The following is a 14501-nucleotide window of genomic DNA, read 5'->3' on the forward strand; positions in this document are numbered from 1 at the left end:
CCGCTCGAAAGTGTCGTTGCCTGCCGGTATAGCCGCCGGCGCCCCCCCGCGCAAAGGCACGAGTGTCGGCATCTCATTCCGAACCGGAATGACCCTCGCGCCGGCAGGGCCGTCAGAGCTCCTGCACCGTCACCACCTGGAACGTATGCAATTCGCCGTCCTCGTCGCGGATGGAGACATATTCGCCCGGCACGAAGGCATGGGCGCCGAAGCGGTAGCCGGCCTCGTCGTCCTCGTCGCCACCGATGTCGTAGTGAAACGCCCAGGAGCCGCCCGGCCGGCGCACCAGATGGCCGATGTCGTGCTCCTCGTCCGCCCAGAACCGCCGCACGCGGCACGCCTCGCGATGCTGCTTCCACAGCGCTGCATCGATATGCCCGTCCTCGCCGAGCGGGGCGACGAACTCGTAGCCATGCCGCGCCGAGCCGGCCGGAAACTCGCGGGTGCGGGCAAGGTTGAGGCGGATCTTGCGCAAGGGGGACTGGGCTGTCATCGGATCGGATACTCCCGTGTTGCCGACATTGTCCCGCCAGTGTGCGCCCGCACGGGCTGCCGACAATGAGCAAAATCAAGCCGGCAACACAATGGCAGCCGGAAACCGGCCCGCAGCCCTGGACAAAAAGGGGGCGGGGCCGGAAACCGGCCCCGCAGCCCAAGACGAAAAGGGGGCGGGGCCGGAAACCGGCCCCGCAGCCCAAGACGAAAAGGGGGCGGGGCCGGAAACCGGCCCCGCCCCGGGGGTCAAACGCTGCCGCCTGGGAGGGGGAAAGCGGGCCGCGTCGAACCCGAACCGTTGCTGTCAGACGGCAATGGCGCGCAGCGGCAGAGCCTGGATCGGCGCGGCCGCGCGCTCGGCGGCAGGACGGCGGCGGCGGACGCCCTGATAGGCGAGGCCGTGATGAAACTCGCAGTAAGAGCGGCCGTTCTCGGCCTCGTGGCTGCAGAAGTGGAAGTCGGCATCCGCCGGATCGCCGATCGGCCACTTGCAGGTGCGGCTGGTCAGCGTCATCAGCGTGACGCGGTCGCCCTGCTCCGCCTGAAAGCCGGTCTCGAGCGCAAGGCCGAGGCCGCGCTGAAACTGCTTCTCCATGATGCTCTCGCGCGGCGCCGGCCGGGCACCGACCAGGGCGAGCGACGGCTTGCCGCGCTGGACCCGCGGCTTGGGGCGGTGGCTGGTGGCCGGAGACCGCTTGGGAAGCCCCATGCGATGGGCCTTGCCGATCACCGCATTGCGCGTGATGCCCGCCATCACATAGGCGATCTGGCTGGCGCTGAGCCCCTGCAGCCACAGCTTCCTGAGCAGATCTTCGCGTTCCTGAGTCCAAGCCATGTTCAGCCCCGCTTTCCTGACCGAGAGGAAGCCTTGCCCGAGGCGAAGGTTTCCCGTTCCGCCAGAGCCCTGTCGGGCACTGGCGGTTGCCAATATTCTGTCGTGTTCGGTAGCGATCTCGATCGCCGTTTCCAGGTTCCGGGCCTTGTCGCCCGACGCCCTTGCGTTACCCGATGAACGTGCCATCGACTATGCGTATTGTATAGTTAACAAAAACTTAATTCGTCAATTGATTGGGGTTTTCAATGTGAATTCTACTTCTTTTTCTCAAGTATTATTGAGTTTATAGATTTAACGACAATGTCGACGACGTCTTTCTGGAATTTTCTTCTTATATCTTCTTGCTGCTGAGCGGGGTGCGCAAAGTCCATACGGTCAGATATAGAAAAGACAAGCTTCTGCCTCTCTTTCCTCATTTCAAGGATCCCGTCCGCGCACATTTTCTCCACCTTTCTGCGCACGGTCGAGTAGGGAATGTCGGTTTCCTCAGAGATAGTTTCAATATCCGCATCGATCTTGTTCGCATTCGCAATGGCTATCGTCGTCAGGATCATAAGCTGACCAAGGTCATTTACCTCGTATTCCTCCATGAAACGGAACATGAGACTGAAGAACATCTCATAAAGGCGGAGGATCCGATGAGCCTGAGTCGGAAGTTCGTCGTCCTGCAGCGACATCGCGATCCTCCCTCGGCTCCACCTTCGTCATTTTGACGATGTTTCACCATTTCCCGGGGCGATTCCCGACCATGCAAGCCGCAAGGCGCCCGGACGTTGCGTAATCCCCTGAGTATTTTGGGTCTCTTTTCAGATTTTCCACAAATTTTAAGGATATCGAGGTTGCGCCGGCTCAATCGTTGGCAATGTCGTAAACCATCGCCATGACCGCCTTCACCATGTCGACGCTCATGTCCGTCGCCGTCTCGCCGTTGGCGCAAGCCGGCGGGGACACCAGGTAAACTACTGACTTTCCGCGCCGTTCCTTGAGAACGCGGCCATCGTCCAGATAGGGCTTGAGACGTCGCTCGATGGTCGAGCGCGACGATCCGAGCTTTTCGGCAAGCAGTTCGGCGTCCATCGGCGCGCCGCGCAGGTCGGCAATGGCGATGAGGACGAGCAACAGCACATCGGAGATGTCGCGCGCGTCGAGGCGCTCGCCGATCTGCAGCGTCAGGTCATAATAGGTTTCGAGCAGCCGACGCGTCCGGTAGCCGGTCGCGCCGCCGGCATCGCCGGCGGATCCGTTGTCCTGCGTCATGTCCCCCACCCGCCCGTTGTTGTTGTGTGCGGCGGTCCGTCTCCAGCCTGCCCCAAGACACGGGCGCGAGGCAAGGCGAACCGGATCACAGGCCGCCGGCAAAGCGTCGCAGACGGCAAGCGGGTGCCGGAGCCCAACGGGACACGGCCATCGGAACATGGAAGGAAACGACAGGGGGAAACGACAGGGGGGGGAGAAACTGTCAGGGAGAGCGAATGGTACAGACGGTTGGAGTTGAACCAACGACCTTCGGAGCCACAATCCGACGCTCTAACCAACTGAGCTACGTCTGCACGTCAATTCGGTGGCGGAACCTAGTTTGAAACGGCGGTGATTGCAAGAGGCGCAAACCGCCTTTCGGCCCGTTCGTCCACAAGCTGGCGCCGCGCCGGACGATGCCTGGCCGCGACGCAAAGAGCCCGGACCTTGCGGCCCGGGCTCGATGTCGGTCCGGTCGTCGACCGGAGGCGGATCAGGCCGCCTTGAAGTCCTTGGACGCCTTCTCGACGGCACCCTTGAACGTCTCGTTCATCTCGCCGGCCAGCTTGGTGGTCAGCTCCTGCATGTCCTTGGCCTGGGCGCCGAGAGCGTCGAACTGGGCGCGGGCGAAGGAGGTCTGCAGCTCGATCGCCTCGGCCAGCGTCTTCACCTCGAACAGGTCCTTGACGAACTGGAACGTGGCGTCGGTGTTGGCGCGAGCCGCGTCGACAGCCTTGTGGTTGAAGTCCAGCACGCTGCGGCGGGTGGTCTCGAAACCGTCCTCGAGGAGGTCGGTCGCGTCCTCGGCAGCGGTCTTGAGCTTGGCATAGGCCTCACGGGCCTGCTCGATGCTCTTCTCGGCCAGCTCGCGGGTCACGGCGGGGATTTCCATCTTGGGCATGGTGAAAGCCTCGAATGTCGGGAAAGCGGTCACGGTCGCATCAGCGGCCTTGGCGGTCTTGGCGCGCGTCGTCTTCGGCGCGGCGGCAACGGTCTTGGTCTCGGTCTCGGTCATGGTATGCTCCTTTGGCAGAGACATCGCCCTGGAGCGGTCTGCCTTGCGGGAATGCCTGCGACCTGAACGCCGGATGCGCTGGTCGCCCTCTACAGGTCTCTATATAGCAAAAGGCATTGTGCATTGCAACATTAATATTGCATCGCACAATGCCCGGATCCGAAAAGGCCTGTTCCGGCCGGAACAGGCCGCGGCGGCTCCCGCTCAGTCCTTGACCTTGCGCGCCACGTCCTGCGCCGTCTTCGCGGCCTTGTCGCCGAGTTCGCGCACCTGCTCGCCGAGCGCTTCCATCTGCTTCTTCAGATACTCGCTCTGCAACTGCATCATCTCCTGCGGGTCCTTGGCCCGGACCATCTTCTGGGCGAGATCGAAGGCCGCAGAGACATGCTCCTCGGTGAATTCGAGCGCCGCACGGCCCATGTCGCCGGCCCCGGCCTTGACCGTCTGCGCGGTCTGCTCGGCGCTGCCCACCGCCTTGCGGGTCGCCGACATGTACTCGTCGAAGGCCTTGCGGGCCTGATCGACGCTCTGGTCGGCGAAGTCGCGCATCTGTTCGGGAATTTCGAAACCTGTCTTGCCGCTTTTCGTCACGATGGCTCTCCTTGACCCAAGTGAATGTCCCCTGCGAGATGACCCGGCGAGATGACCCGCGGGATGGCCCTGGCGGTCAGGCCCTGGCCGCCGCAACCTCCGCCGACCTTAGCGGAAAACCCGCCCGATGGGAGCCCCATGCGCGAAACCAACCGGCCGCCGTCACATCGTCGCCCCAGACCTCGATTAACCACAGTGCAAGAGAAACCGGTCATTCACGGCCCCTGGCGTGGACGACTCGAATGCGAAACGATATTTACTGTTTGTTTACCGCGTCGGACATCGCACGCCCGGCGTCTTCCCGGGTGCCTGCGGCAAAGCCTTGACCAAACAGGCCGTTGCCGACACCCACTGCCACCGGTGGCCCGGTGGCGGCCTCGAAGACGCCGACAAGGCTGAAATGGCGGAGTGAGCATGCCCATGAACAGCCAGTTGAGCACCTTCATGGCGTTGAGCGGTCTTGCGGCCGCCAGCAGCCATCTGACGGATGCGCGTCCGGCCTGGATCTGGGCCGAGGACGGCAAGACGCTGCTATGGGCGAACCCGGCGGGCGCGGCCTTCTTCGGCGTCCGCAGCCTTGCCGAACTGTCCGAACTGTCCGGCCTCGGCCGGGCGCCGGCCCGCCCGCATATCGCGCGGGTGGCGATCAGCGGCCCGACCGACCGGGACACCACCGACCGGCTGCGCTTCTATCGCGGCCTCAGGGTGATGCTGCTGACCTGCGCCTGCCGCCGGCTCGACCTGCCCGACGGCTCCAGCGGCGCACTGATCGTGGCGCTCGATGCCCCGGCCAATGCAGGCGACGGCGACGAGGGCGCCCTTGTCGACTTCCTCCAGGGCGAGGGGCATGTCGCCCTGCTCTACGGGCGCGACGGCCGCCTGCAAAGCAGCGGCGATCTGGCCTCGCCGCCCGACGGCGCCACCGTGCGCGCGGCCCTGCGCGAGGCCAAGCACGCGCCGCTGCGCCGCGCCTTCGTCTTCGGCGACCACCTGCACGAGGCTGCCGCGCTGACCCTGGACAGCGGCGCGATCCTGATGGTCGCCGCGAGCGAGGGCCGGCCGATCGCCGACAGCCCCGCCGCTGCGGCCGAGGCCGAGAGCCTTCCCGCGCCGGCAGAGGACGCGGCCGAGGCGCCGGCCACCGCCGATACGGCGGCGGCGGGCGGCACCGGCATTGCCCCCGAAAGCGAGAGCTGGAGCTGGAGCGAGAGCGAGGCTGAGGCCGAAACGCCGGTGGAGGCTGAGGCCATCGAACTGCCGGCGGCGCCCGCCGCGCCGGTTGTCCTGCGCGCGAGCCGGGGCGGTCTCTTCGCCTTCGCCAGCGGCACCCGCTTCCTGCCTGAAACACCGGCGGCGGCCGCGCCCGTGGCTGCGAGCGCCGGCGCTGATCTTGATACGGAAGCACCAGACGCCGAGGACAGCGCGCCGCGGCAGGACGAGGCTGTCGCCGAGGTCTTGGTTCCGCCGCTCGAGGCGGCCGTCCCGGTGGACGAGACGCATGACGAGCCGGTGAACCGGGACGTGGCGGAGGCGCCTGCCGGGCCACAGGGCGCGGACCCCGAGAGCGCCGAGCAGCAGATCACCGAGCCGGAGAGCCCTGAGCCGGAGAGCCCTGAGCCGGAGACGGTGGACCAGCCGCTTGCCGAGGCGCGGGAGCACGCCGAGACGACCGACGCGGCGGAGGCCGACGACGACCTGGAGACTGGCGACGATCTGGAGGCTGGCGAGCCGGCCAGCCCGGCGGAGCCGGACGAGGCAGCGGCGGCCGAGGTAGAGGTGCCCGAGGCGGAAGCATCGGAGACTGAGGCAGAGGCAGAGGCAGAGGACGAAACCGAAGCCGCAACCGAAAACGAAAATGGGGACCTGCCCGTCGCGGGTGCGACGGGCTTTGCCTTCGAGACGCGCGAGCGCCCCGTGCGCTTCGCCTGGAAGATGGATATCGACCGGCGCTTCACCTTCATCTCGCCCGAGTTCGCGGAAGCGCTCGGCCCGCAGGCCGCCGACGTGGTGGGCCTGACCTGGGAAGAGGTGGCGGAGCGCTTCGGCCTCGATCCCGACGGGCGGGTGGCGGCGGCGCTGCGCCGGCGCGACACCTGGAGCGGACGCACGGTCGACTGGCCGGTCAGCGGTGCGGCCCTGCGCGTGCCGGTCGACATGGCGGCGCTGCCGGCCTTCGACCGCCAGCGGGTGTTCGAGGGCTTCCGTGGCTTCGGCGTGTGCCGGATCGGCGAGGCGCTCGCGGATCCGGAGGCGACCGGGCTCGGGCTCGCCTTGCGGACACCTCTGCGGCCGTCCCCTGCCGACAGCGCTGCGGAGGAGGAGGCCGACCTTTCGGAGAGGCCCGGCGACGCCGCCCCGACTGAGGCCGAAACAGATGCCGGGTTGCCGGAAGCGCCGGCCGACGAGCCTGTCACTCACGCCGGCACAGAAGCCAGAACCGAGGCGGCCGAAGAGAAGGCCGAAGAGTTCGCGGAAACGCCCTCGCACGAGCCTGCGGACCTGGCGCCCGCCACGGCGGTCACCCCGGACGCGGCCACCGATCTTGCCGACCTGATCGACCTGCCCGGCGCGCGGGAGATCGACGACATCATCGCCCTGCCCGATGAGACCCTGCCTGACGAAACCCTGTCGACCGGGGAGTTGCCCGACCAGCCGGGGCAGACGCCGGCCGGGAGCGCGCCGGTCGAAACACCGCAGGCCGAGGATATCGGCGCGCCCGCCGAAGACACGCCCAAGCTCTTCGACGACGACGATGGGCTCTTCGCCGACGAGGAGGACACGGCGAAGGACGCTACGGCCGAAGATGACGCGGCCGGCCCGGCGGCCGTTGCCGAGGCCGCTCCCGCCCAGACACTTCCCGCCGAGACGCCTCCCGCCGAGACGCCTCCCGCCGGGATCCCGCTCACTGGCCTGCAGCCGCCTGAAGAACCGGCCCCGTCCCTCTTCCCCGAACGGGAAGCCCGCATCACGGCGCACGATGCCGATATCGACACCTCGCGCCTGTCGAAGCCCGAGCGCGAGGCGTTCCGCAAGATCGCCGAGGCGCTTGGCGCGCGCAGTGCGTCGGACGAGGAGACACAGGCCACCGGGCACGCCCCGCGCGAACCGGTCACCCCCGACACCGCGCCGCCCGCACAGGACCGGATGGCCGCGGCACCTGACGCCGATGCTGAGGCTCCGGGAGAGCAGGCGGCCGAGATCCCCGCAAGCTCCGCGCCGAGCGCGCCGGAGCCCTCCAATATCTCCAGCCTCGGCATCATCCCGCGTGTGCAGGCACCGGCCCCGCGCGCGGCCCGCACCAGCCTGCTCGACAAGCTGCCGGTCGGCGTCGCGATCATTGCCGAGGACGATGTCGACTATGCCAATGCGACGCTGCTCGACCTGCTCGGCTATGCGGACCTTGAGACGCTGAAGTCCGTCGGCGGGCTCGACGCGGTCTTTGCCGAACCGGAGGACTGGCCGAGCACCCTGCCCGGCGCGATGACCGAGCGGACCATGCGGATCCGGCTCGCCGACGGCGGCACCAAGCCGGTGAAGGCGCGGCTGCACACCGTGCCCTGGAAGGAGGGCACGGCGCTGATGATGTCGCTGCTCGACCGGCACGACCCGGCACAGGAGGCCGCGCTCGACCGCCTGCACGAGGCGCAGTCGTCGCTGGCGCTGGCGGAAGAGCACCTGGCCGAAATGGACGCCGTGCTGGAAACCGCGACGGACGGGGTGCTGATCCTCGACGAGACCGGCCGCATCGTGAAGGTCAACCGCTCGGCGGAGGCGCTGTTCGATGCCGCCCGCGAGGACATGGTCGGCGCGCTGCTGACCGAATTCCTCGCCCCCGAAAGCCACCGCGACGCCAACGACTATCTCGACGGGCTCGCCCGCAACGGCGTCGCCAGCGTGCTGAACGACGGGCGCGAGGTGATCGGCCAGTTGCGCTCCGGCGGGCTGATCCCGCTGTTCATGACCATCGGCCGGGTCGGCCACGGCTCGGAAGGCCCGCGCTTCTGCACGGTGCTGCGCGACATCACCCAGTGGAAGACCGCCGAGGAGGAACTGACCGACGCCAAGCGCCAGGCGGAGAACGCCAGCTCGCAGAAGTCGGACTTCCTCGCCAAGATCAGCCACGAGATCCGCACGCCGCTCAACGCCATCATCGGCTTTTCGGAAGTGATGATGGAGGAGCGCTTCGGCCCGGTCGGCAACGACCGCTACAAGGGCTACCTGCGCGACATCCACAATTCCGGCTCGCATATCATGAGCCTGATCAACGACCTGCTCGACCTGTCGAAGATCGAGGCGGGCAAGCTGGACCTGACCTTCGAGGCGGTGTCGGCCAACGACATCATCCGCGAATGCGTCGCCCTGATGCAGCCGCAGGCCAACCGCGAGCGGGTGATCATCCGCGCCAGCCTGCCGACCTCGGTGCCGAAGATCGTCGCCGACGGCCGCTCGGTGCGCCAGATCGTGCTGAACCTCCTGTCCAATGCCATCAAGTTCAACCAGCCGGGCGGCCAGGTCATCGTCTCGACGGCGCTGGAGGACACGGGCGAGGTGATCCTGCGGGTGCGCGACACGGGCATGGGCATGAGCCACCAGGACCTCGCCGCGGCGATGGAGCCGTTCCGCCAGCTCCACACCGCCCGCCATGGCGGCGGCACCGGGCTCGGCCTGCCGCTGACCAAGGCGCTGGTGGAGGCGAACCGGGCGAGCTTCCGGATCGATTCGGAGGTCAATCACGGCACCCTGGTGGAAGTCACCTTCCCGCCGCAGCGCGTGCTGGCGGAATAACGGACAGGTACGGCAGGCGCGGGCGGGGATTGACCCGCCCTGCCCCAGGCGCCACTGTACCGGCCTCGCCATCGGGCGGGTCTGCCGCGCGGGTCCGCCATCATTTTCCGGATCCGCCATGCTGACCCTTGCCACCATCGAGGATGCCGCCGAGACCGTCTACCGGTCGATGGCACCGACCCCGCAATATGCCTGGCCGCTGCTGGCCGAGGCCGTCGGCCGCCCGGTCTGGGTCAAGCACGAGAACCACACGCCGACCGGCGCCTTCAAAGTGCGCGGCGGGTTGGTGATGGCAGGCGGCATCGCCCGCCACCATCCGAGCGGCACCGGCATCATCTCCGCCACCCGCGGCAACCACGGCCAGAGCCTCGCCTTTGCGGCGGCCCGCAACGGGCTCACCTGCACCATCGTCGCGCCGCGCGGCAATTCCCGCGAGAAGAACGCCGCGATGCGGGCCTTCGGCGCCGAACTGGTGGAGGCCGGCAGCGATTTTGACGAGGCCAAGCAGCACGCGATGGAACTGGCGGACGAGCGCGGGCTGGTGATGGTGCCGAGCTTCCATTCCGACCTGGTGCGTGGCGTCGCCACCTATGCGATGGAGTTCTTCCGGGCCGTTGCCGATCTCGATGTGGTCTATGTGCCGATCGGTCTCGGCTCCGGCATCTGCGGCATGATCTCGGCGCGCGACCTGCTCGGGCGGCGGACGAAGATCGTCGGCGTCGTCTCCGACAAGGCCGATGCCTATGCGCGGTCGCTGGAAAGCGGGCAGCGGGTGGAGACGGCGAGCGCCGCGACCTTCGCCGACGGCATGGCGGTGCGCGGGCCGGACGAAACCGCCCTCGCGGTGATCCGCGCCGGGGTGGACGACATCCTGCGCGTCAGCGACGAGGCCATCGCCGATGCGGTGCGGCAGCTCTATCGCGCCACGCACAATCTGGCCGAAGGCGCCGGCGCCGCCGCCCTGGCGGCGCTGCTGCAGGACCGCAATCGCGGAGAGACCGCCGGTATCGTCTTGAGCGGGCAGAACATCGACACCGACTGGATGGCCACGATCCTGGCCGGCCACACGCCGGCGCCGTGACCGGGTCTGCCGCGGCTTTCGGGAAAAGTTACCAAAAACGCTCATGTTAACTTAGAACAATTCTAAACTATTGATTTTTCAGGCGATTATTCTTGACACACAAACTCCTGTTTTTATGATGCAGACGCCTCGCAAGAAACTGCCGTAACGGCAGGGTCGCGTGGCCAACGCAACCGACATCAGGGCCTTGTCCCCTGATCGCTGGGAGAGATTCATGTTCCACAAGGTTCCCCTTCTGCGCACCGGCGTCCTGTCCGCCGCGCTGCTCGCATCCGCCGCGATCGCAACGCCGGCCTTCGCCGAGGGTGAGGTCAACATCTATTCCTATCGCCAGCCGTTCCTGATCGAGCCGCTGCTCGAGGCCTTCACCAATGAGACCGGGATCAAGGCGAACGTGATCTTCGCCGCCGACGGCCTGGCCGAGCGCATCCAGGCGGAAGGCGCGAACTCGCCCGCCGACGTGCTGCTGACCGTGGACATCGGCCGTCTCGACGGCGCCAAGGAACTCGGCATCACCCAGCCGGTGTCGTCCGAGATCGTCAACGAGAACGTTCCGGCCATGTATCGCGATCCGGAGGGTCACTGGATCGGCCTGACCACCCGCGCCCGCATCATCTACGCCTCCAAGGAGCGCGTGGAGCAGGACAGCATCACCTATGAGGAACTGGTCGATCCGAAGTGGAAGGGCAAGATCTGCACCCGCTCCGGCCAGCACGTCTACAACGTCGCCCTGTTCGCCTCGATCATCGCCCACAAGGGCGCCGAGGAAGCCGAGGCCTGGCTCACCGGCCTGCGCGACAACCTCGCCACCAAGCCCACCGGCAACGACCGCAGCCAGGTCCAGTCGATCTTCGCTGGCGAGTGCGACCTCTCGCTCGGCAACACCTATTACATGGGTGCGATGCTGACCAACGAGAAGGAGCCGGAGCAGAAGGACTGGGCCAACTCGGTCAAGATCCTGTTCCCGAACGCCGATGACCGTGGCACCCACGTCAACATTTCCGGCGTGGTGATGGCGAAGAACGCGCCGAACCCGGAAGCCGCCGTCAAGCTCATCGAGTTCCTGTCCTCGGACGAGGCCCAGCGGATCTATGCCGAGGCCAACAACGAGTATCCGGTGAAGGCGGGCGTCGCGATCTCCGAACTGGTCGCCTCTTGGGGCGAGCTCAAGGCCGATCCCCTGTCGCTCGACGACATCGCCAAGAACCGCAAGGCCGCCAGCGAGCTGGTCGACAAGGTCGGCTTCAACGACGGCCCGCAGAGCTGAGGCCCGTCCTCGCAAACAGGTGTAAAACCGCACGGCGTCCGGTCCTGGTGACCGGGCGCCGTTCTCCGTTTCCAGAAGATCCGAATCGCCGCACGCGCCCATGAACCAGACCGCCCGCCTCGACGATCTTGCCGCCACCCCGGTCGCGCCGCGCGCCTCGCGCAGTCTTGCCGACAGGGCCTGGCTCGTCGCCGGCCTCCTGGTCGCCGCCCTGACGCTGCTGCCGGTCGGCGCGCTGGTGGTGCTGGCGGCGCAACCGACAGGCGATGTCTGGAACCATCTGATGACGACCGTCCTGCCCCGGTCGCTCCGCACCACCTTCCTGCTTCTGCTGGGCGTCGGCCTGATCACCTTCGTGATCGGCACCGGCACGGCCTGGCTCGTCACCATGTGCCGCTTCCCCGGCCGGCGCCTGTTCGACTGGGCGCTCTTGCTGCCGCTGGCGGTGCCGACCTACATCATCGCCTATACCTATGTGGAGATCCTCACCTTCACCGGGCCGGTGCAGAGCCTCGTCCGCGATCTCTTCGGCTTCCGCACCTCGCGGGAGTACTGGTTTCCGGAAATCCGCTCGCTGGGCGGGGCGATCTTCGTGATGGGCTTCGTGCTCTATCCATATGTCTACCTGACGACCCGCGCCGCCCTGCTGCTGCAATCGGCATCGACGCTCGACGTGTCACGCACGCTCGGCGCAGGTCCCATGCGCCTGTTCTTTCGCGTGGCGCTGCCGCTCGCCCGTCCGGCGATCGTCGTCGGCATCTCGCTCGCCCTGATGGAGTGCCTCAACGACATCGGCGCGGTCACCTTCTTCGGCGTCCACACGCTCAGCTTCTCGGTCTACGACACCTGGGTGCATCGCTCGAGCCTGGCCGGAGCGGCGCAGATCGCCTGTGCCATGCTGGCGCTGGTCTTCGCCCTGTTGTGGATGGAACGGCGCGCCCGCAAGGGGCAGAATTTCCACACGCCCTCAACCCATTACCGGACCCTGCCGAGCTACCGGCTGACCGGCGGGCGGGCGTGGCTGGCGACCGCCGCCTGCGCCCTGCCGATCCTGATCGGCTTCGTCTTCCCGGCCGCGCTGCTGACCGACTATGCCAGCCGGCGCCTCGACGCCCTGTCCGATCCCCGGCTGATCTCAGCGATCAAGAACACGCTGACCCTGTCCGTCTCGGCGGCGCTGCTGACCGTGGTGATCGGCGTGGTGCTCACCTACGCGCACCGGGTCCAGGCCAGCCGCCTGACGCAGCTCTCCGGCCGGATCGCCTCAATCGGCTATGCGATCCCCGGCACGGTGCTGGCGGTGGGGATCCTCATTCCCGTCGCCAATTTCGACAATTTCGTCGACGGCGTCGCCCGCTCCACCTTCGGCATCTCGACGGGGTTGCTGCTGATCGGCTCCGGCACCGCCCTGGTCTATGCCTATATGATCCGCTTCCTCGCCGTCTCCTACGGCCAGATCGAAAGCGGCTTCGGCAAGGTGACGCCGCATCTCGATATGGCGGCGCGCACGCTGGGGCGCAGTTCCGGGCGCATCCTGTTCGAGGTGCATCTGCCGATCCTGCGGCCGGTGCTGCTGACGGCGCTGCTGCTCGCCTTCGTCGACTGCATGAAGGAACTCCCCGCGACGATCCTGCTGCGCCCGTTCAATTTCGAGACGCTGGCGACGACGGTCTACAACGCCGCCTCGCGCGAGGCCTTCGGCGAAGGCGCCCTGCCGGCGCTGCTGATCGTGCTGGTGGGGCTGGTGCCGTCGATCCTGCTGGCGCGCACCTCCGCCGTCAGCTTCCGCGACAAGGCCAGCACCCGCCGCCTTTGAAGCGGCCGGCGGCCGCGGCTACCAGAGCCGGTCGCGCAGGGCGAACCAGCTCATCGCCAGCACCAGGATCGGCCAGCGGAAGGCCCGCCCGCCGGGGAATTTCGGCGGTGCGAGCTTCTCGAACACATCGAAACGGTCCGCATCGCCCAGCATGGCGCAGGCGGCCGCATGACCGCAGAAGCCGGCCATCGCGACGCCGTGGCCCGAGAACCCCGCCGCCACATAGACCCCCGGCGCGGTGCGCCGCAGGCAGGGCATGCGCGAGGCCGTGACGCCGAGCGTGCCGCCCCAGACATGGGAGACGGGGGCTGTCGCAAGCTGCGGATAGACATTGTTCAGATGCGCGCGCACGAAGCTGCGCAGGTTCGGCGGAAAGCCGCGCCGATAGGACTCGCCGCCGCCGAACAGCAGACGCAGGTCCTGGGTCAGGCGCCAGTAATAGACGACGAAGCGGCTGTCGGAGACGGCCTCGCGGCCGGGAATGAGATGATCCGCCGCCTCGCGCGACAGCGGTTCGGTGGTCAGGATGTAATTGTTGATCGGCATGACGCGGGCCTCGCTGTCGGGATCGAGCCCGGCGAGATAGCCGTTGCCGGCCAGCAGCACGGCGCCCGCGTCGATCTCGCCCTGCCCGATCTCGCCCTGGCCGGTCTCGATCCGCACGCGCCCGTCGACATGCCGCAGGGCGAGGGCATGGGTCGCCTCATGCAGGGCCGCCCCGGCCGCCTCAGCCGCATCGGCCAGCCCCTGCGCCAGCTTCAGCGGATGCAGGTGCCCCGCCCCGCCGTCGCGGCTGCCGCCGAAATAGCGATCCGTGCCGATGGCGGCGGCGAGCTGCTGGCGGTCGAGCGGGGTGACCGCGTCATAGCCATAGTCGCGGGCGAGCTTCTCGGCATAGGCCCAATCCTCGGCGACGAGACGCTCCTTGTGGGCGGCATGGATCAGGCCTTGCGTCCAGTCGCAGTCGATGCCGAAGCGCCGCACCCGCTCGTGCAGCAGGGCCTTCGCCTCCTCGGCGAAGCTCCACAGCCGGCGAGCGGTGTCGCGGCCATACTGCCGTTCCAGGTAATCCTGGTCGCGCCGCTGGCCGCTGTGGAGTTGTCCGCCATTGCGCCCGCTGGCGCCCCAGCCGATGCGGTTCTGCTCGATCAGGACGACGGAGCGGCCAGCCTCAGCCAGGGTGATCGCCGCGTTGAGCCCGGTGAAGCCGCCGCCCACAATGGCGACATCCGCCCGCACCGCGCCCGCCAGCGCCGGCCGCACGGGACGATCCTCGACGCTCGCCGCATAGTAGGACGGGGCATGGGCGCTGGCGATTTCGGTCACATCCCCTCCCTTGGGCTGGTGTCGGGCTCGTTTCCCACTCGTTTCAGGCTGGTT

12 protein-coding genes and 1 tRNA gene are annotated in these 14501 nt (G+C 67.5%); 5 read left to right on the forward strand and 8 right to left on the reverse strand.

Annotated features, from left to right (window positions below):
- Nucleotides 1-112: 112 nt before the first annotated feature.
- From TSB10GB4_RS18750 to TSB10GB4_RS18780, 7 genes are all read right to left on the reverse strand, one after another.
- The gene (locus TSB10GB4_RS18750) at nt 113-493 is read right to left on the reverse strand and encodes a hypothetical protein (protein WP_186397003.1); all 381 of its coding nucleotides are present in this window, start codon (nt 491-493) and stop codon (nt 113-115) included.
- Between the two features lie 306 nt (nt 494-799).
- Nucleotides 800-1330 carry a GcrA family cell cycle regulator gene (locus tag TSB10GB4_RS18755; protein ID WP_186397004.1) on the reverse strand — a complete coding sequence of 177 codons (531 nt, stop codon included), beginning with the start codon at nt 1328-1330 and terminating at the stop codon, nt 800-802.
- A gap of 254 nt (nt 1331-1584) precedes the next feature.
- Nucleotides 1585-2007: a hypothetical protein gene (locus tag TSB10GB4_RS18760; RefSeq protein WP_186397005.1), complete on the reverse strand. Its 423-nt coding sequence runs from the start codon at nt 2005-2007 to the stop codon at nt 1585-1587.
- A 172-nt stretch (nt 2008-2179) separates the two neighbouring features.
- Complete coding sequence (locus tag TSB10GB4_RS18765; protein WP_186387057.1) at nt 2180-2587, reverse strand: hypothetical protein; 408 nt, start codon at nt 2585-2587, stop codon at nt 2180-2182.
- 216 nt (nt 2588-2803) lie between these two features.
- Nucleotides 2804-2880, reverse strand: a tRNA-His gene (locus tag TSB10GB4_RS18770).
- Between the two features lie 179 nt (nt 2881-3059).
- Entirely contained in the window at nt 3060-3581 is a 522-nt protein-coding gene (locus TSB10GB4_RS18775) for a phasin (protein ID WP_186387058.1), read from the reverse strand.
- A gap of 204 nt (nt 3582-3785) precedes the next feature.
- Nucleotides 3786-4172, reverse strand: a complete 387-nt coding sequence (locus tag TSB10GB4_RS18780; protein WP_244293004.1) for a phasin — start codon at nt 4170-4172, stop codon at nt 3786-3788.
- A gap of 229 nt (nt 4173-4401) precedes the next feature.
- On the opposite strand from TSB10GB4_RS18780, the gene TSB10GB4_RS23695 reads away from it, so the two are divergent.
- The 5 genes from TSB10GB4_RS23695 to TSB10GB4_RS18800 all read left to right on the forward strand — a co-directional run bounded on the left by TSB10GB4_RS23695 (nt 4402) and on the right by TSB10GB4_RS18800 (nt 13121).
- On the forward strand, nt 4402-4584 hold the full coding sequence (locus TSB10GB4_RS23695) for a hypothetical protein (protein WP_208984875.1): 183 nt from the start codon (nt 4402-4404) through the stop codon (nt 4582-4584).
- Nucleotides 4585-4586: 2 nt separating this feature from the next.
- Nucleotides 4587-8957, forward strand: coding sequence for a PAS domain-containing sensor histidine kinase (locus TSB10GB4_RS18785; RefSeq protein WP_208984876.1), 4371 nt, complete (start codon nt 4587-4589; stop codon nt 8955-8957).
- A gap of 118 nt (nt 8958-9075) precedes the next feature.
- The gene (locus TSB10GB4_RS18790; RefSeq protein WP_186397006.1) at nt 9076-10038 is read left to right on the forward strand and encodes a threonine dehydratase; all 963 of its coding nucleotides are present in this window, start codon (nt 9076-9078) and stop codon (nt 10036-10038) included.
- A 214-nt stretch (nt 10039-10252) separates the two neighbouring features.
- Nucleotides 10253-11305: a Fe(3+) ABC transporter substrate-binding protein gene (locus tag TSB10GB4_RS18795; protein WP_186397007.1), complete on the forward strand. Its 1053-nt coding sequence runs from the start codon at nt 10253-10255 to the stop codon at nt 11303-11305.
- A gap of 100 nt (nt 11306-11405) precedes the next feature.
- Nucleotides 11406-13121, forward strand: a complete 1716-nt coding sequence (locus TSB10GB4_RS18800) for an iron ABC transporter permease (protein ID WP_186397008.1) — start codon at nt 11406-11408, stop codon at nt 13119-13121.
- Nucleotides 13122-13139: 18 nt separating this feature from the next.
- Here TSB10GB4_RS18800 and TSB10GB4_RS18805 read toward each other — a convergent pair whose 3' ends face one another.
- A complete protein-coding gene (locus tag TSB10GB4_RS18805) occupies nt 13140-14447 on the reverse strand; it encodes an FAD-binding oxidoreductase (protein WP_186397009.1) in 1308 nt (435 codons plus the stop codon).
- Nucleotides 14448-14501 lie beyond the last annotated feature (54 nt).

It is taken from the genome of Stappia sp. TSB10GB4, assembly GCF_900185745.1.
Taxonomy (GTDB): domain Bacteria; phylum Pseudomonadota; class Alphaproteobacteria; order Rhizobiales; family Stappiaceae; genus Stappia.